This is a genomic window from Flavobacterium sp. W22_SRS_FP1 (assembly GCF_052113685.1).
Lineage (GTDB): Bacteria > Bacteroidota > Bacteroidia > Flavobacteriales > Flavobacteriaceae > Flavobacterium.
Genome location: NZ_JBGQOE010000012.1, coordinates 17,291 through 37,527 on the forward strand (window position 1 = coordinate 17,291; position 20,237 = coordinate 37,527).

The 20,237-nt window shown below is 35.8% G+C and carries 10 protein-coding genes; 9 read left to right on the plus strand and 1 reads right to left on the minus strand.

Features of this window, described 5'->3' with window-relative positions; translation table 11 throughout:
• Positions 1-65: 65 nt before the first annotated feature.
• The 5 genes from rplL to ACEN2H_RS08605 all read left to right on the plus strand — a co-directional run bounded on the left by rplL (position 66) and on the right by ACEN2H_RS08605 (position 10,020).
• The gene (rplL, locus tag ACEN2H_RS08585) at positions 66-434 is read left to right on the plus strand and encodes a 50S ribosomal protein L7/L12 (RefSeq protein WP_441731916.1); all 369 of its coding nucleotides are present in this window, start codon (positions 66-68) and stop codon (positions 432-434) included.
• Positions 435-704: 270 nt separating this feature from the next.
• Positions 705-4,517, plus strand: a complete 3,813-nt coding sequence (rpoB, locus tag ACEN2H_RS08590) for a DNA-directed RNA polymerase subunit beta (RefSeq protein WP_441731917.1) — start codon at positions 705-707, stop codon at positions 4,515-4,517.
• Between the two features lie 282 nt (positions 4,518-4,799).
• Positions 4,800-9,110 (plus strand): DNA-directed RNA polymerase subunit beta', encoded by a 4,311-nt coding sequence (rpoC, locus tag ACEN2H_RS08595; RefSeq protein WP_441731918.1) that lies wholly within the window; start codon positions 4,800-4,802, stop codon positions 9,108-9,110.
• 3 nt (positions 9,111-9,113) lie between these two features.
• Complete coding sequence (locus ACEN2H_RS08600; protein ID WP_441731919.1) at positions 9,114-9,425, plus strand: DUF3467 domain-containing protein; 312 nt, start codon at positions 9,114-9,116, stop codon at positions 9,423-9,425.
• Positions 9,426-9,669: 244 nt separating this feature from the next.
• The gene (locus ACEN2H_RS08605; RefSeq protein WP_441731920.1) at positions 9,670-10,020 is read left to right on the plus strand and encodes a hypothetical protein; all 351 of its coding nucleotides are present in this window, start codon (positions 9,670-9,672) and stop codon (positions 10,018-10,020) included.
• A gap of 86 nt (positions 10,021-10,106) precedes the next feature.
• On the opposite strand, the gene ACEN2H_RS08610 is transcribed toward ACEN2H_RS08605, so the two are convergent.
• On the minus strand, positions 10,107-11,696 hold the full coding sequence (locus tag ACEN2H_RS08610) for a peptide chain release factor 3 (RefSeq protein ID WP_441731921.1): 1,590 nt from the start codon (positions 11,694-11,696) through the stop codon (positions 10,107-10,109).
• Between the two features lie 556 nt (positions 11,697-12,252).
• Between ACEN2H_RS08610 and ACEN2H_RS08615 the strand changes: the two genes are divergently transcribed.
• The 4 genes from ACEN2H_RS08615 (at position 12,253) to ACEN2H_RS08630 (ending at position 20,202) form a co-directional block, all read left to right on the plus strand.
• Positions 12,253-13,683, plus strand: coding sequence for a peptidylprolyl isomerase (locus tag ACEN2H_RS08615; RefSeq protein ID WP_441731922.1), 1,431 nt, complete (start codon positions 12,253-12,255; stop codon positions 13,681-13,683).
• A gap of 83 nt (positions 13,684-13,766) precedes the next feature.
• Positions 13,767-14,720, plus strand: a complete 954-nt coding sequence (locus ACEN2H_RS08620; RefSeq protein WP_441731923.1) for an AAA family ATPase — start codon at positions 13,767-13,769, stop codon at positions 14,718-14,720.
• Between the two features lie 340 nt (positions 14,721-15,060).
• Positions 15,061-17,832 (plus strand): bifunctional aconitate hydratase 2/2-methylisocitrate dehydratase, encoded by a 2,772-nt coding sequence (locus ACEN2H_RS08625; RefSeq protein ID WP_441731924.1) that lies wholly within the window; start codon positions 15,061-15,063, stop codon positions 17,830-17,832.
• Between the two features lie 105 nt (positions 17,833-17,937).
• The gene (locus ACEN2H_RS08630) at positions 17,938-20,202 is read left to right on the plus strand and encodes an aconitate hydratase (protein WP_441731925.1); all 2,265 of its coding nucleotides are present in this window, start codon (positions 17,938-17,940) and stop codon (positions 20,200-20,202) included.
• Positions 20,203-20,237 lie beyond the last annotated feature (35 nt).

Below are 20,237 nucleotides of genomic sequence, written 5' to 3' on the forward strand. Positions count from 1 at the left end.
ATTATTTACAATGCGCACAATAAACAAAATATAATTTTACAAATCATTTTAAAACGATAGAAAAAATGGCAGATTTGAAACAATTCGCAGAACAATTAGTTAATTTAACTGTAAAAGAAGTTAACGAATTAGCAACAATATTAAAAGATGAGTACGGAATCGAACCAGCTGCTGCAGCTGTAGTAGTTTCGGGTGGTGGCGACGCTGCTGCAGAAGAGGTTCAAACAGAATTTACAGTTGTATTGAAAGAAGCTGGTGCTTCTAAATTAGCAGTTGTGAAAATGGTAAAAGAACTTACAGGTTTAGGTTTGAAAGAAGCTAAAGATGTAGTTGATTCTGCTCCGTCAAATGTTAAAGAAGGTGTATCTAAAGAAGAGGCTGAAGGTCTTAAAAAATCTTTAGAAGAAGCTGGAGCTGTAGTTGAGCTTAAATAGTTTAACTCAGTTTAGGGAATACGGTTTAGGTCTTGGATGCACATCCAAAGACCTAAACCATTTTTCGTATAACTAAAGTCTATCTTGTTTTGCTGCAAAATAGTCTTTAATATCAAGTTCATTTTACCCATTACGAGGAAAAAAAATTAACAGATAATAAGAAAGTAGTTATCTTAAATTGGTTTTTAAAGATGTAATGGTAGTAAAAGAAAAGTATAAATAATATTTATACACAAAAAATTACTTTTTTAATCAAAATTTTGTCCATTGATGATAACAAATCAGACTGAAAGATTGAATTTTGCCTCTACAAAAAATATTCCTGACTATCCGGATTTTCTGGACGTACAGGTTAAATCTTTTCAAGATTTTTTTCAACTAGAAACTAAATCTGACGAAAGAGGCAATGAAGGACTTTATAACACCTTCATGGAAAATTTTCCAATTACAGATACAAGAAATAATTTTGTATTGGAATTCCTTGACTACTTTGTAGATCCACCACGTTATACAATTCAAGAATGTATAGAAAGAGGGCTTACACATAGTGTACCTTTAAAAGCAAGGTTAAAACTATATTGTACAGATCCGGAGCACGAAGATTTTGAGACCATTGTACAAGATGTGTATCTTGGTACTATTCCTTACATGACGCCTAGTGGTACTTTTGTTATCAATGGTGCCGAACGTGTGGTTGTTTCTCAGCTGCATAGATCTCCAGGTGTTTTCTTTGGACAGTCATTCCATGCAAATGGAACAAAATTATATTCTGCGAGAGTTATTCCTTTTAAAGGTTCTTGGATAGAATTTTCAACAGATATCAATAGCGTAATGTACGCTTATATCGACAGAAAGAAAAAACTGCCTGTTACTACTTTATTCCGTGCTATAGGTTTCGAAAGAGACAAGGATATCCTAGAGATATTTGATCTTGCGGAAGAAATTAAAGTATCGAAAACAGGACTTAAAAAATATATCGGTAGAAAATTAGCTGCACGTGTTTTAAATACATGGCATGAAGATTTTGTAGATGAAGACACTGGTGAGGTAGTTTCTATCGAACGTAACGAAATCATCCTTGATAGAGATACCGTTATCGATAAAGATAATGTTGAGGAAATCATCGATTCTAACGTTAAATCTATTTTGTTGCATAAGGAGGATAATAATCAAGTTGATTATTCTATAATCCATAATACGTTACAGAAGGATCCAACTAATTCTGAAAAAGAAGCCGTTGAGCATATTTACAGACAATTGCGTAATGCAGAACCGCCTGATGAAGAAACTGCTCGTGGTATTATAGATAAATTGTTTTTCTCTGACCAACGTTACAACTTAGGTGAAGTAGGTCGTTATAGAATTAACAAAAAACTTGGTTTAGATACTCCAATGGAAAAGCAAGTGCTTACCAAAGAAGATATCATTACCATCGTAAAATACTTGATCGAATTAATCAATGCGAAAGCAGATATTGATGATATTGATCACTTATCAAACCGTCGTGTTAGAACAGTTGGAGAACAATTGTCACAGCAATTCGGTGTTGGTTTAGCGCGTATGGCTAGAACAATTAGAGAACGTATGAACGTTAGAGATAACGAGGTGTTTACACCAATAGATTTGATCAATGCTAAAACATTATCGTCTGTTATTAACTCTTTCTTTGGTACTAACCAATTGTCTCAGTTTATGGATCAAACGAATCCACTTGCAGAGATTACGCACAAAAGAAGATTATCTGCGCTAGGACCAGGTGGACTTTCGAGAGAGAGAGCTGGATTTGAGGTTCGTGATGTTCACTATACGCACTACGGACGTTTATGTCCTATTGAAACACCAGAGGGACCAAACATTGGTTTGATATCTTCTCTTGGAGTTTATGCTAAAGTAAATGGAATGGGTTTCATCGAAACACCTTACCGCAAAGTAACTAACGGAGTTGTAGATTTAACTTCTACTCCAATTTACTTAAGTGCTGAAGAAGAAGAAGGAATGTTGATTTCTCAGGCGAATATTAAGATGGATGATTCCGGAAAAATTACCGCTGAGAATGTAATTGCGAGAATGGAAGGTGATTTCCCAGTAATTGACCCTATAAAAGTTGATTATGCAGATGTTGCTCCAAATCAAATTGCTTCGATTTCAGCTTCTTTGATTCCTTTCTTAGAACATGATGATGCGAATAGAGCCTTAATGGGATCTAACATGATGCGTCAGGCCGTACCATTAATTCGTCCTGAAGCTCCAATTGTTGGAACTGGTTTAGAGCGTCAAGTTGCTTCTGATTCTAGAGTTTTAATTAACGCTGAAGGAGATGGAGTTATTGAATATGTAGATGCAAATATAATCACAATCAAATACGATCGTTCTGAAGAAGAAAGAATGGTTAGTTTTGACTCTGATGAGAAAACATACAATCTGATTAAATTTAGAAAAACCAATCAAGGTACAAGTATCAACCTTAAGCCTATCGTAAGAAGAGGAGACAGAGTGGTTCTTGGACAAGTGTTATCTGAAGGATATGCTACTCAAAATGGTGAATTAGCTTTAGGTAGAAACCTAAAAGTTGCATTTATGCCATGGAAAGGGTATAACTTCGAGGATGCCATTGTTATTTCTGAAAAAGTGGTGCGTGACGATATTTTTACTTCTATTCACGTTGATGATTATTCATTGGAAGTGAGAGATACTAAATTAGGTAACGAGGAACTTACAAATGATATACCAAACGTTTCTGAAGAAGCTACTAAAGATTTAGATGAAAATGGTATGATTCGAATTGGAGCTGAGGTTAAACCTGGTGACATTCTTATCGGAAAAATTACTCCAAAAGGGGAATCAGATCCTACTCCAGAAGAAAAATTGCTTCGTGCAATCTTCGGGGATAAAGCAGGTGATGTAAAAGATGCTTCATTGAAAGCTTCTCCTTCTTTACATGGTGTGGTTCTAGACAAAAAATTGTTCGCAAGAGCAGTAAAAGATAAGCGCAAACGTACGCAAGATAAAGATGCTTTAGGCGCTTTAGAAATGGAATTTGAAGTTAAATTTGTTGAATTAAAAGACAAATTAATTGAGAAACTTTTCTTAATCGTTAACGGTAAAACATCTCAAGGTGTAATGAATGATTTGGGTGAAGAAGTTTTACCAAAAGGTAAAAAATACACTCAGAAAATGCTTAACGCTGTTGAAGATTTTGCTCACTTAAGTAAAGGTCAATGGGTTGCTGATGATGCGACTAATAAAATGGTTAATGATTTAATTCATAACTATAAAATTAAATTGAACGATTTACAAGGTGGATTACGTAGAGAGAAATTCACGATTACTGTAGGTGATGAATTGCCTGCTGGAATTTTGAAATTAGCTAAAGTATATATTGCCAAAAAACGTAAGTTGAAAGTTGGGGATAAAATGGCTGGACGTCACGGTAACAAAGGTATTGTTGCAAGAATCGTTCGTCACGAAGACATGCCTTTCCTTGAAGACGGAACGCCAGTTGATATCGTGTTGAACCCATTAGGTGTACCTTCACGTATGAACATCGGTCAAATTTATGAGACGGTATTAGGTTGGGCTGGACAAAACTTGGGTAGAAAATTTGCTACTCCGATTTTTGATGGTGCTTCTCTTGACCAAATTAATGAATTGACTGACGAAGCTGGAATACCACGTTTTGGACATACACATCTTTATGATGGTGGAACTGGAGAGCGTTTCCATCAAGCGGCTACTGTTGGAGTTATCTATATGTTGAAATTAGGACATATGGTTGATGACAAGATGCACGCACGTTCAATAGGACCGTACTCATTGATTACGCAACAACCACTTGGTGGTAAAGCGCAATTCGGTGGACAACGTTTTGGAGAGATGGAAGTTTGGGCACTTGAGGCTTATGGAGCATCAAGTACACTAAGAGAAATCTTAACAGTTAAGTCTGATGACGTTATTGGTAGAGCTAAAACTTACGAAGCAATCGTAAAAGGAGAGTCTATGCCAGAACCAGGATTACCTGAATCGTTCAATGTATTGATGCATGAATTGAAAGGTCTTGGATTAGACATTAGATTAGAAGAATAAAAATAGTTTGTAGTTGTCAGTTTTCAGGTAGTAATATCTGAAAACTGATTACTCATTTTTAAGAGTTTTTAAGATTTATACTCGTAACCCGTTCCGATTTTTTATTTAAACCAATAGGTTTTGTAAATAGCGCTTTAATAAATTCATTAAAGTTTAGAGAAGTAACCCGAGGAAGTAGCTTAATGATTAAATGAGTTTTTTTGAGCGATTCGCTTAATAACGTCCATTAAATCATGAGTCTAAAACCAATTTTCAATTGCTAATAGATCAATAGTAAAAACTATGATGAATAATAGAAATAATAATAAAGATAAGAATCCTGTAAAAAGGTTCAACAAAATTTCGATAGGACTTTCGTCTCCTGAAGCCATCTTGAAAGAATCAAGAGGTGAAGTATTGAAGCCAGAAACTATTAATTACAGAACACACAAACCAGAACGTGATGGTCTCTTCTGCGAAAGAATTTTCGGACCAGTTAAGGACTTTGAATGTGCTTGTGGAAAATACAAAAGAATCCGTTACAAAGGAATCATTTGTGACCGTTGTGGTGTTGAAGTCACTGAGAAAAAAGTACGTAGAGATAGAGTAGGTCACATCAATCTTGTTGTGCCAATTGCTCATATCTGGTATTTCCGTTCTCTTCCAAACAAGATTGGTTACATACTTGGTCTTCCGTCTAAGAAATTAGATATGATTATCTACTACGAAAGATATGTAGTTATTCAAGCAGGTATTGCCAAAAATGGAGAAGGTGAATCAGTACAAAGATTAGATTTCTTAACTGAAGAAGAATATTTGAATATATTAGATACTCTTCCTGACGACAATCAATATCTTGATGATTTTGATCCTAATAAATTTGTTGCCAAAATGGGAGCAGAATGTATTATGGACTTATTAGCTCGAATAGATCTTGACGAATTGTCTTATGAGTTAAGACATAAAGCAAACAATGAAACGTCTAAGCAACGTAAAACTGAAGCATTAAAAAGATTACAAGTTGTTGAATCTTTCCGTGAGTCTAACTTGAACCGTGAGAATCGTCCAGAATGGATGATTATGAAAGTGGTACCAGTTATACCGCCGGAATTGCGTCCTCTTGTACCTCTTGATGGTGGTCGTTTTGCGACTTCAGATCTAAATGACTTATACCGTCGAGTAATTATTCGTAATAACCGTTTGAAAAGATTAATGGAGATCAAAGCTCCAGAAGTTATCTTGAGAAACGAAAAGCGTATGTTGCAAGAATCAGTAGATTCATTATTTGACAATACACGTAAGGCTTCTGCAGTAAAAACAGAATCAAACAGACCCTTAAAATCATTATCTGATTCCCTTAAAGGTAAGCAAGGACGTTTCCGTCAAAACTTACTTGGAAAACGTGTGGATTATTCCGCTCGTTCGGTAATTGTTGTTGGTCCTGAATTGAAATTGTTCGAATGTGGTATCCCTAAAGATATGGCAGCTGAGCTTTACAAACCTTTCGTTATCCGTAAATTGATTGAAAGAGGAATTGTAAAAACAGTTAAATCAGCCAAAAAAATAATAGACAAAAAAGAGCCTGTAGTTTGGGATATCCTTGAAAATGTGATTAAGGGTCACCCTATATTACTGAATCGTGCCCCTACTTTGCACAGATTAGGTATCCAAGCATTCCAACCAAAATTAATTGAAGGAAAAGCAATCCAATTGCACCCTTTAGTTTGTACTGCATTTAATGCGGATTTTGATGGGGATCAAATGGCGGTACATTTACCATTAGGACCAGAAGCCATCCTTGAAGCACAATTGTTAATGTTGGCTTCTCATAATATTCTGAATCCTGCAAATGGTGCGCCAATTACGGTACCTTCTCAAGACATGGTTTTAGGTCTATATTATATGACCAAAGAACGTTTGTCTACTCCAGAGCATAAGATTTTAGGTGAGGACATTACTTTTTACTCAGCGGAAGAAGTAAATATTGCTTTGAATGAAGGTAAGTTAGAATTGAATGCTCGTGTGAAAATTAGAGCAAAAGATTTTAATGAAGCTGGAGAATTGGTTTATAAAATTATTCAAACAACGGCTGGACGTGTTATCTTTAATGAAGTAGTACCAGAAGCAGCAGGTTATGTCAATGACGTATTAACTAAGAAAAACCTAAGAGATATTATTGGTCACGTATTAAACGCGACTAGTGTACCTGAAACGGCTGCCTTCTTGGATAATATGAAAGACATGGGTTACAAATTTGCCTTTAGAGGTGGATTGTCATTCTCATTGGGTGATATTAGAATTCCAGAGCAAAAACCTAAATTAATAGCAGATGCAAGAGAGCAAGTTGAAGGCATCTCTACAAATTATAACATGGGTCTTATTACAAATAACGAGCGTTACAACCAAGTTATTGATGTATGGACTTCTGCAAATGCTCAATTGACAGAGTTGGCAATGAAAAACATTAGAGAAGACCAACAAGGTTTCAACTCGGTGTATATGATGCTTGATTCTGGAGCGAGGGGTTCCAAGGAACAAATTCGTCAGTTAACTGGTATGCGTGGTTTGATGGCTAAGCCTAAAAAATCTACTGCTGGTGGTGGTGAAATTATTGAAAACCCGATTCTTTCTAACTTTAAAGAGGGTCTTTCTATCCTTGAGTACTTTATCTCTACTCACGGTGCGCGTAAAGGTCTTGCGGATACGGCTTTGAAAACTGCCGATGCAGGATATTTAACAAGAAGATTACATGATGTTTCTCAAGATGTTATTGTTAACATCGAAGATTGTGGAACATTGAGAGGTGTTGAAGTTTCAGCATTGAAAAAGAATGAAGAAATAGTTGAATCTTTAGGGGAAAGAATCTTAGGACGTGTTGCATTGCAAGACGTAATAAATCCTTTAACTAATGAAGTGTTAATCCAATCAGGACAACAAATTACTGAAGTTATCATGAAAGCGATCGAAGCTTCTCCTATCGAGAAAGTTGAAGTTCGTTCTCCATTAACTTGTGAAGCCCTAAAAGGAATTTGTGCGAAATGTTACGGTAGAAACCTAGCTACAGGTAAAATGACGCAAAGAGGTGAAGCAGTTGGTGTAATTGCAGCACAGTCTATTGGAGAACCAGGTACACAGTTAACATTACGTACCTTTCACGTTGGAGGTGTTGCGGGTGGTATTTCTGAAGAGTCTAGCATCGTTACTAAATTTAACGGTAAGTTGGAAATTGATGATTTAAAAACTGTTAAAGGAGAAGATAGTGATGGAAACGCTGTTGATGTTGTTGTTTCTCGTTCAACTGAGTTAAAATTAGTTGATGCTAAAACAGGTATCTTATTAAACACACATAATATCCCTTATGGTTCAAATATCTTTGTAAAAGACGGTCAGTCTGTTGAAAAAGGTGCTGTGATCTGTAAGTGGGATCCATATAATGGAGTTATCGTTTCTGAATTTACTGGTAAAATTGCTTATGAAGAATTAGAGCAAGGTCAATCTTACATGGTTGAAATTGATGAGCAAACTGGTTTCCAAGAAAAAGTAATTTCTGAGTCTAGAGCTAAAAAATTGATTCCAACTTTACTGGTTTACGGTAAAGACAATGAATTGATCCGTTCTTACAACTTACCAGTTGGAGCCCACTTAATGGTTGAAAACGGTGAGAAAATTAAGGCAGGTAAAGTATTGGTGAAAATTCCACGTCGTTCTTCTAAATCAGGAGATATTACAGGAGGTTTACCAAGAATTACTGAGCTTTTAGAAGCTCGTAATCCTTCAAATCCAGCCGTGGTTTCAGAAATTGATGGTGTTGTTTCTTTTGGAAAAATCAAAAGAGGTAACCGTGAGATTATAATTGAGTCCAAATTTGGTGAGGTTAAGAAATACTTAGTAAAACTTTCAAGTCAAATTCTTGTTCAAGAGAATGACTTCGTTAGAGCAGGTGTTCCTTTGTCTGACGGGGCAATCACTCCGGAAGATATCTTGAGAATTAAGGGACCAGCTGCTGTTCAACAGTATTTGGTTAATGAAATTCAAGAAGTATACCGTTTGCAAGGGGTGAAAATTAACGATAAGCACTTTGAGGTAGTAATACGTCAAATGATGCGTAAGGTTAGAGTACAAGATCCAGGGGATACATTATTCTTAGAAGATCAATTGATTCATACTAAAGACTTTATCTTCCAGAATGATAAGTTGTATGGCATGAAAGTAATTGAAGACGCTGGTGATTCTGTTAACTTAAAAGAAGGTCAAATTATTTCGCCTCGTGAGTTGCGTGATGAAAATTCTCTTTTGAAACGTACGGATAAAAATATCGTTGTGGCTCGTGAGGTAATCACTGCAACTGGAACTCCTGTTTTACAAGGAATTACGAGAGCGTCACTTCAAACGAAATCATTTATTTCTGCTGCTTCTTTCCAAGAAACAACTAAAGTGTTAAATGAAGCTGCTGTTGCAGGTAAAATTGACTATTTGGAAGGATTGAAGGAAAATGTAATTGTAGGTCATAGAATTCCTGCCGGTACTGGTATGAGAGAATATGATCACACGATTGTAGGTTCAAAAGAAGATTATAATGATATGATGGCAAATAAAGAGGAATATATCTATTAAGACATGAGTAATTCTAAACAACAACAAGAACAAATTAACATTGAACTGGATGAAAAGATAGCTGAAGGGATTTATTCCAATTTAGCCATAATCAATCATTCATCATCTGAGTTTGTTTTAGATTTTGTAAGTATCATGCCTGGTATTCCCAAGGCCAAAGTGAAATCAAGAATTGTCTTGACGCCACAACATGCCAAAAGATTATTAAAGGCGATAGGAGAAAATATTCACCGTTTTGAACTCGCTTATGGCGAAATTAAAGATACTGAACAACCTCCTGTTCCTCTTAATTTTGGTCCCCCGGGACAAGCATAATTTTACAGAGAAGGCTCCAGAAATGGAGCCTTTTTTTATGGCATTTAAAAAGTAAGGAAGCTTGCTTCATGAGTAGTTATTCTTTTGCCTTTTCATGGAGTTCAGGTGATCTTTTATAACTGTTTTGACTGTTTAACAGGTAATGAAGTTATTCATCGGAAAGATTTTACAGTGGTGTATTATTGATATATTTTTGTGACAAATAAATGATACGTAGTTGTCGTTTAATAAAATAAAATCATCTATGAGTTATTTTTCAAATATAGACAACACCCTAAAAAGCATGAGCATACTATTTATGTTTGGTATTGTAATGTTGTGCAATGTTTCTGTCTTTGGCCAAGAAAAGGAAAAGAAAATTGTTATCTCAAATACGACCGAAATTGCTAGTGATGCAAAGGAAGAAAGTACCTCAAGTTCTAATATGGATTTCGTTTTGTGGTTTATGGGCTCGAAACAGGATCCTAATAGTACAATTTCAACAGAAGGATCAAATACAAAGAAAAAAATAATGACTACTGGTTTAGCGCCAAATCGTATACTTATCAAAGCTTTTTTAAAGAAAGCCGTTAATTTTGAAAGCGCATTATCTTAAATACGAACTAGTTTATTCTTTTATAGGCACAAAAAAAACGCTAGTTTTTAAATTAGCGTTTTTTTTATGCTGTATTTTCTAACGGTTTAATCGAATTCTGATGTAAAAAATAGTTTTACATTAGGATATTTATTTTGCGTCATTTGAATAGTAAAATCTGAGTCGGCAAGAAATACTAATTGGCCATATTTATCATGGGCTAAGTACTTTTGTTTTATCCTTCGAAATTCTTTAAACTCATTACTTTTAGAATCGTCAGGTTTTACCCAGCAAGCTTTATGTACAGGGAAGTTTTCGTAGGTACATTTTGCGCCATACTCGTGCTCTAAGCGATATTGTATAACTTCATATTGAAGAGCACCGACCGTACCGATGATTTTTCTGTTGTTCATTTCTAATACAAATAACTGGGCAACACCTTCGTCCATTAGCTGGTCAATACCTTTGTCTAGCTGCTTGGCCTTCATTGGGTCGGCATTATTAATGTATCTAAAATGCTCCGGAGAGAAACTTGGAATGCCTTTAAAGCTCATGATTTCTCCTTCAGTTAAGGTATCTCCAATTTTGAAATTTCCTGTATCATGAAGACCTACAATGTCACCTGGATATGAGATGTCTACTATTTCCTTTTTCTCGGCAAAAAATGCGTTTGGACTTGAGAATTTTAAATTCTTTTTAAGGCGTACGTGGTAATAAGGTTTATTTCTTTCAAAAGTTCCAGAAACAATTTTAATAAAGGCTAATCGGTCTCTATGTTTAGGATCCATGTTTGCGTGTATTTTAAACACAAATCCCGACATCTTTTCTTCTTTAGGATCGACTAATCTAGTTTCAGATTCTTTTGGTCTTGGTGATGGAGCTATAGAAACAAAGCAATCCAATAGTTCTCGAACGCCAAAATTATTCAACGCTGAACCAAAGAATACTGGCTGCAATTTTCCGTCTAGGTAATCCTGACGATCAAATTTAGGATAAACTTCGTCAATCAATTCTAATTCTTCCCTTAGTGTGTCGGCTGGTTTTTGACCAATTATTGTTTCTAGTTCTGGATTTTGCACATCCGAAAAAGCAATAGTTTCCTCGATATTCTTGCGGTTGTCACCACTAAATAAATTTATGTTTTGTTCCCATAAATTATAAATCCCTTGAAAATCATATCCCATTCCTATTGGGAAACTAAGAGGAGTAACAGTTAGGCCCAGTTTCTGTTCCACTTCATCCATTAAATCAAAAGCATCTTTTCCTTCACGATCCATTTTATTTATGAAAATGATTATAGGGATTTTACGCATTCTACATACTGAGACTAATTTCTCTGTCTGCTCTTCGACCCCTTTTGCGACATCAATGACGACGATGACACTATCAACTGCAGTTAATGTCCTAAACGTGTCTTCTGCAAAATCCTTGTGCCCAGGAGTATCAAGGATATTTATTTTCTTTTCTTTATAATTAAACGCTAAAACGGAAGTGGAAACAGAAATCCCTCTCTGACGTTCAATTTCCATGAAATCGCTCGTAGCTCCTTTTTTTATTTTATTGTTTTTTACAGCACCTGCTTCTTGAATGGCACCACCAAAAAGGAGGAGTTTTTCTGTAAGTGTTGTTTTACCTGCATCGGGATGCGAGATAATTCCGAAAGTTCTTCTTCTTTGTATTTCTTTTAAAAAGCTCATGTATCTTATAAATAGTTTGCAAAAGTACTATTTATATATGCTAATAAAAACATATCTGCTTTGTTTTAAGACAGCTCCACTTATTTAGATGGTTCCTAATCGTTGCATATCATTTAGACTGATGGGGCTTTTTGTATATGGCATAGGTGGCTTCATATTATAAAGGGTATAAGAAAGTGATTTTTATTCTCGTAGTCGTTAGTAAAAGTTATAAACGACCCGATTGCCTGATACAAGATACTGTTAAGGTTTGGTTCCTTTTTTTAATTTGTAAAGTCGCGAATTAGAACTTGTTAGCTAAAGTAAATGCCTATAGTAATTACGGAAAGGAGACGATTAACTAAAGGGCTTATAATTTTATGTTAATAGTACTAAGGAAAGTTGTATTATATAATTGAATTGTTATTTTTGTTCGCTTTAACTTTGAGATAAGTTTGTCAAAACAGTTTTATTTCTTGATACTTATGGTGTATATTTGGCCATCTAGATTGATACTGTATCAATCAAATCTTTTAGGTTAAAAAAGATACTTACAATAAAATATAAACTTTAAATAATGCCTTTAAAAAAAATACAAATGAAGTCAGTAAATAATAGAATTGCATTAATATTTTTTCTTTTACTGTTTTCAAGTACCATCGCCAGCTCACAAGAAATAATCAAAGACAGCGTGATTGCTCCTGTAAAGAAAACTCAAACGAGTCAAAGACAGAAAATAGACGGTATCGTCGCTACTGTGGGGGACTATATTATTTTAGATTCGGATATTGACAAGTCATACTTGGAGATTTCAAGTCAAGGGGGCTCAATAAAGGACATTACTAGATGTCAAATGCTAGGAAAACTATTAGAAGACAAACTGTATGCTCATCAGGCGATTCAGGACAGTATTAAGGTTACAGACTCAGAAGTGAAAGGTATGCTGGAAGACAGGGTAAGTTACATGGTAGGTCAAATAGGTTCTATAGAAAAAGTAGTTAACTACTATAATAAAAGTTCAGAGGAAGAATTTAGAAGCTATTTCTTTGACATTTTAAAAGAGCAGAAATTAACTTCAGAAATGCAAAAAAAGATTATTGGAGAAGTTGAAATTACGCCTGAAGAGGTTCGCAATTTTTTCAAAACAATACCTAAAGATGAATTACCTCTTTTTGGAGCAGAAATGGAAGTAGCACAAATTGTTGTGACTCCCAAAGTTTCTGATGAAGAGAAACAAAAAGTAATTGATAAGTTGAACCAATTCAAGAAAGAAATTCAAGAGGGCTCAAGTTTTGCGACCAAAGCTGTTTTGTATTCTAAAGACCCTGGTTCGAGTTCTAATGGGGGATATTATAAAATGAATCGAAAGACACCATTTGTAAAAGAGTTCAAAGATGTGGCTTTTAGTTTACAAGAAGGTGAAATTTCAGCTCCTTTTGAAACTGATTTTGGTTTTCATATCATTTATGTGGAAAAGATAAGGGGACAAGAAATTGAGTTGCGTCATATATTATTGACGTCATCAGTGACAGAAGATGCCTTAAACGAAGCCAAAGAGAAAATAACTTTGATTAGAAATAAGATTGTAAATAAAGAAATAACTTTTGCTAATGCTGCTAGAACAGAGTCTGATCAAAAGGAGACTAGAGCAAATGGGGGAGTTTTGATTAATCCAAAAACTCAAGATACTCGGTTTGAATTAACAAAAATGGATCCTAGTCTTTATGGCCAAGTTTCAAATTTAAAAGACGATGCAATATCTCAGCCTATATTGGATACGGATGAAAATGGTAAGAAAAGTTTTAAGCTTATTACGGTAGCCAATAGGATAAATGAGCATACGGCAGACTATGCCACGGACTATATTAAAATCAAAGAATTAGCACTAAAGGAAAAACAAATCAAAGCCATAGGGAAATGGTTTGATGAAAAAATAAAGGAAACATACATAAAAATCCTTGGGGAGTATAGAGAATGTGATTTTACTAATAATTGGGTGAAAAAATAATTTCTGTTAAATAGAATAGATAAAAAGAGTTAGCTTTATGATTTCATAGAGATAACTCTTTTTTAATTTAAAATATTTATAAAATGTCTGACGTAGCTGCAATACATAATCTAGTTAAAAAGCGGAATGATTTAAAAAGCGAAATCGCAAAAATTATTGTTGGTCAGGACAGAGTGGTAGATCAGATATTGCTTTGTATTTTTTCTGGGGGTCATGCACTTTTGGTAGGAGTCCCTGGATTAGCCAAAACTTTAATGGTGAACACTCTGGCGCAAGCTTTGGGGCTTGATTTCAAAAGAATCCAGTTTACACCGGATTTGATGCCGTCAGATATATTAGGAAGTGAAATATTAGACGAAAACCGTCAATTTAAATTCTTGAAAGGACCTATTTTTTCGAATATAATCCTCGCAGATGAAATCAATAGGACTCCCCCGAAAACGCAGGCGGCGCTGTTAGAAGCCATGCAGGAACGTTCGGTTACCATTGCTGGCGAAAACTATAAATTGGATCTTCCTTATTTTGTTTTGGCGACTCAAAACCCTATTGAGCAGGAAGGTACCTATCCTTTGCCAGAAGCACAATTAGACCGTTTTATGTTTGCTATAAAACTAGAATATCCTTCTTTTGATGAAGAAGTTCAAGTGGTAAAACGAACTACTTCAGATACTTTCAATACGATCAACCCGTTATTTACAGCACAAGAGATTATCGATTTTCAAGCCTTGATACGCAGAATTCCGGTAGCAGACAATGTTATTGAATATGCGGTGACCTTAGTAAGTAAAACACGTCCCGATAACATTTTGTCTAATGATTATGTCAAAAGTTACCTTGATTGGGGAGCTGGGCCACGAGCGTCGCAAAATCTAATTTTAGCAGCCAAAGCACATGCCGCTTTCAATGGAAAGTTTTCGCCAGATATCGAAGATGTAAAAGCAGTTTCTGTAGGAATACTTCGTCATAGAATTATCAAGAACTATAAAGCAGATGCTGAGGGGATATCTGAAGAAATGATTATTGCAAAGTTACTTTAAAATGATTTTTTCAGTTGTTTTACACTTCAATTTTGAATATAACTACAACGTTTTCTTAATGGATAAGATTTTTGCATTTTATAAAGTATACTTATGCAAATAATTAATTACGGATTAATTATAAAAACGTTAAATTTTTTGTGTTTTATCAATTATGCGCATTAAAATTAAGTATTAGATAATAATTATTTTTGAAAAGCGTACTTCCATTAAATTTTTTCAAATCTCAGCTTAAAGCCTTAAATTTGCCGCACAAAAAAACAAATAGCTTATATATTATGGTTTTTGGCATTGAAATTATCAATGGATTCGGCTATAAAAATTGAAAAATACTTCTAATATGAATACTTATAAGGATTACATTCAAGAGATTGAAAAAAGAAAGCAACAAGGGCTTAACCCCAAGCCAATTGATGGAGCTGAATTACTAAGCGAAATCATTTCGCAAATTAAAGATTTGGAGAACAAGGATAGAGCTGATTCTCTTGACTTCTTTATTTATAATGTTGTACCCGGTACTACTCCTGCAGCTGGTGTTAAAGCTAAATTTTTGAAGGAAATCATTCTAGGGGAATCAGTAGTTACTGAAATCACGCCTGCTTTTGCTTTAGAATTGTTATCACATATGAAAGGGGGAACTTCTGTTGAAGTTTTACTTGATTTGGCTTTAGATGCTGACTTAGCTATTGCTAAAGAAGCTGCAGCCGTTTTAAAGACACAAGTTTTTCTTTACGAAGCCGACACAGATCGTTTAGAAGAGGCGTTCAAGAATGGTAATCCAATAGTTAAAGGAATTCTAGAGAGCTACGCACAAGCTGAGTTCTTCACGAAATTGCCTGAAATAGCAGAAGAAATTAAGGTGATCACGTATATTGCTGGCGAAGGGGATATTTCAACTGATTTACTTTCTCCAGGAAACCAAGCGCATTCAAGATCAGATCGTGAACTTCATGGTAAATGTTTGATTTCTCCTGAAGCACAAGATGACATCAAAGCATTGGCAGAAGCGAATCCAGATAAGAGCGTTATGTTAATCGCTGAAAGAGGTACTATGGGAGTAGGATCATCAAGAATGTCAGGTGTAAACAACGTGGCGTTATGGACAGGTAAAAAAGCAAGTCCTTATGTTCCATTTATCAATATTGCTCCAATTATTGCTGGTACAAATGGTATTTCGCCTATTTTCCTAACTACAGTAGGAGTTACAGGTGGAATTGGGATTGATCTTAAAAACTGGGCTAAAAAGCTTGATGCACAAGGGAATGCTGTTCTTGATGAGGCTGGAGAATCTATTCTTGAAGAAGTATACTCTGTTGCTACTGGAACCGTTCTTACTATTAACACAAAAACAAAGAAACTTTATCACGGAGAAAAAGAATTGATCGATATTTCGGCATCTTTAACTCCTCAAAAAGTTGAGTTTATTAAAGCGGGTGGATCGTACGCTATTGTATTCGGGAAAAAGCTACAAACATTTGCAGCTAAAACTTTAAACATAGATATCCCTCAAGTATATGCTGCATCAAAAGAAATTTCTATAGAAGGACAAGGTCTTACTGCAGTAGAAAAAATATTCAATAAAAACGCTGTTGGAACAACTCCGGGTAAAGTGTTACACGCTGGTTCAGATGTGCGTGTTGAAGTAAATATAGTAGGTTCACAGGATACAACTGGTCTTATGACTTCTCAGGAATTAGAGTCTATGGCTGCAACTGTGATCTCTCCAATTGTTGATGGTGCATACCAATCAGGTTGTCATACTGCTTCAGTTTGGGATAATAAGTCAAAAGCAAATATCCCTAGATTAATGAAGTTTATGAACGACTTCGGTTTGATTACCGCTCGTGACCCAAAAGGAGAATATCTTGCCATGACTGATGTTATACACAAAGTGCTTAATGATCTTACGGTTGATGATTGGGCAATTACTATTGGGGGTGACTCTCATACAAGAATGTCTAAAGGAGTTGCTTTTGGTGCTGACTCAGGAACTGTTGCACTTGCATTGGCTACAGGTGAGGCTTCTATGCCAATCCCGCAATCAGTGAAGGTAACATTCAAAGGGGAGATGAAGGAATATATGGACTTCCGTGATGTAGTTCATGCTACTCAATCTCAGATGCTTCATCAGTTTAAAGGAGATAACGTTTTCCAAGGTAGAGTTATTGAGGTACATATTGGTACACTTACAGCTGACCAATCATTTACATTTACGGATTGGACTGCAGAGATGAAAGCGAAAGCTTCTATCTGTATTTCTGAAGACGCTACTTTGATCGAATCATTAGAGATCGCAAAAGGTAGAATCCAGATTATGATTGATAAAGGAATGGATAATAAAACGCAAGTTCTGAAAGGCTTGATTGCTATTGCTGATAAGCGAATAGCAGAAATCAAATCGGGAGAGAAACCAGCATTGGCTCCAGATGCAGATGCTAAGTATTTTGCTGAAGTTGTCGTTGATCTTGATGTGATTTCAGAGCCAATGATCGCAGATCCAGATGTAAATAACATTGATGTTTCTAAACGATATACGCACGATACGATTAGACCATTGTCATTTTATGGTGGTGATAAAAAAGTTGATCTTGGCTTCATTGGTTCCTGTATGGTTCACAAGGGCGACATGAAAATTCTTGCTCAAATGCTTAAGAATATAGATGAGCAACAAGGTAAGGTGGAGTTCAAAGCGCCACTAGTTGTAGCTCCTCCTACTTACAATATAGTAGATGAGCTTAAAAAGGAAGGTGACTGGGAAATTTTACAAAAATATTCAGGTTTCGAATTTGATGATAACGTACCTAAAGCAGTAGCACGTACTTCGTATGAAAAAATGTTGTATTTAGAGCGTCCAGGATGCAACCTATGTATGGGTAATCAGGAAAAAGCAGCCAAAGGAGATACTGTAATGGCAACATCTACCCGTCTTTTTCAAGGAAGAGTTGTTGAGGATACTGAAGGTAAAAAAGGAGAATCTTTACTTTCGTCAACACCTGTTGTAGTTTTATCTACAATCTTAGGTAGAACTCCTACTATAGAAGAATATAAAGCTGCTGTAAAAGGGATCAACTTGACTAAATTTGCGCCACCGCATAAGCAATTAGTTGGATAATTAAAGATTGTTCATTAAATATAGTAAGAAGCCTGAGTTATAAACTCGGGCTTTTTTTGTATATTGTCATGTTTAAAATACAACAACAAAAAACACCTATATATTATGGCTTTTGATATTGAAATGATTAAAAAAGTGTATGACAACATGGCAACTCGTGTTGATAAAGCACGTGAAATTGTGGGGCATCCACTTACTTTAACTGAGAAAATTTTATACAATCACCTTTGGGATGGCATGCCGTCTAAAACTTTTGCAAGAGGTACTGATTATGTAGATTTTTCTCCGGATCGAGTAGCTTGCCAAGATGCAACGGCACAAATGGCGTTGTTACAGTTTATGCATGCCGGCAAGTCTCAAGTAGCAGTTCCTACAACGGTACATTGTGATCACTTGATTCAAGCTAAAATTGATGCTGTTACCGATTTGGCAAGAGCAAAAACCCAAAGTAATGAGGTTTTTGATTTTCTTTCATCGGTGTCAAATAAATATGGCATTGGTTTTTGGAAACCGGGAGCTGGAATTATTCACCAAGTAGTTCTTGAGAACTATGCATTCCCAGGGGGAATGATGATTGGTACCGATTCACATACTGTAAATGCAGGTGGTTTAGGGATGGTTGCTATCGGTGTAGGTGGTGCTGATGCGGTAGATGTAATGTCAGGAATGGCGTGGGAGCTAAAATTTCCTAAATTAATCGGAGTTAAATTAACGGGTAAACTTTCAGGTTGGGTAGCTCCAAAAGATGTTATCCTTAAAGTCGCTGGAATTCTTACTGTAAAAGGAGGAACTGGTGCTATAGTTGAATATTTTGGTGAAGGTGCCACCTCTATGTCTTGTACTGGAAAAGGAACAATCTGTAATATGGGTGCTGAAATTGGCGCAACCACTTCTACATTTGGATATGATGCCTCTATGGGACGTTATTTGCGTTCTACTAATAGAACCGATGTGGCAGATGCCGCTGATAAAGTAGCAGAACACTTAACTGGTGATGCTGAAGTTTACGCTAATCCTGAATTGTATTTTGATCAAGTTATCGAAATTAACCTTTCAGAATTAGAACCACATTTAAACGGTCCTTTCACACCAGATTTGGCTACACCAATTTCTAAAATGAAAGAAGCAGCTATTAAAAATAACTGGCCGTTAAAAATCGAAGTAGGTTTGATTGGTTCTTGCACCAACTCTTCTTATGAAGATATTGCTCGCGCAGCTTCTATAGCCAAACAAGTTACCGACAAAAAATTAAAATTGAAATCAAAATTCACGATCACTCCAGGTTCTGAAGTGGTTCGTTATACAATCGAGCGTGACGGCTTTATTGATACTTTCGAGAAAATTGGTGCAACGGTCTTTGCAAATGCTTGCGGACCATGTATTGGTATGTGGGATAGAGAAGGGGCTGATAAAGAAGAACGAAATACCATTGTTCACTCTTTTAATCGTAACTTTTCTAAACGTGCGGATGGAAACCCAAATACATTGGCTTTCGTAGGTTCGCCTGAATTGGTTACAGCTATGGCAATTGCAGGTGATTTAAGTTTTAATCCTTTGACTGATACCTTAATTAATGAGGATGGCGAAGAAGTGATGTTGGAAGCGCCAACAGGTGACGAATTACCCAAAAACGGATTTGATGCTGAAGACGCAGGTTTTCAAGAGCCAGCCGCCGATGGTTCAAATGTTGAAGTAACTGTAAGTGAAACTTCAGAACGTTTGCAATTGTTGGCTCCGTTTACTCCATGGGACGGAAAAAACATTGCAGGTGCTAAATTGCTGATCAAAGCATTCGGAAAATGTACTACAGATCACATTTCTATGGCAGGACCATGGTTGCGTTTCCGTGGACATTTAGATAACATCTCAAATAATATGTTGATTGGTGCTATCAATGCATTCAACCAAAAAACAAATATGGTTAAAAATCAATTGACAGGAGCCTATGACGCTGTTCCTGCCGTAGCTCGTGCTTACAAGGCGGCTGGTGTTCCATCTATAGTTGTGGGTGACCATAATTATGGTGAAGGTTCTTCTCGTGAGCATGCTGCAATGGAGCCTCGTTTTTTAGGCGTAAATGCGGTATTAGTGAAATCTTTTGCTCGTATTCATGAAACAAACCTTAAAAAACAAGGTTTACTAGGCTTGACATTTGATAATGAAGCGGATTATGATAAAATTCAAGAAGATGATACGATCAATTTTACAGATTTGGTTGATTTCGCTCCAGGAAAACCATTAACCTTAGAATTCGTTCATGCTGATGGAAGTAAAGATACAATCTTAGCTAACCACACTTATAACGAAGGACAAATTGGTTGGTTCGTTGCTGGTTCAGCATTAAATTTAATCGCTGCGGGTAAAGCATAAAACTCAGTTTCTTTACCATCTATTTGGGACGGAGT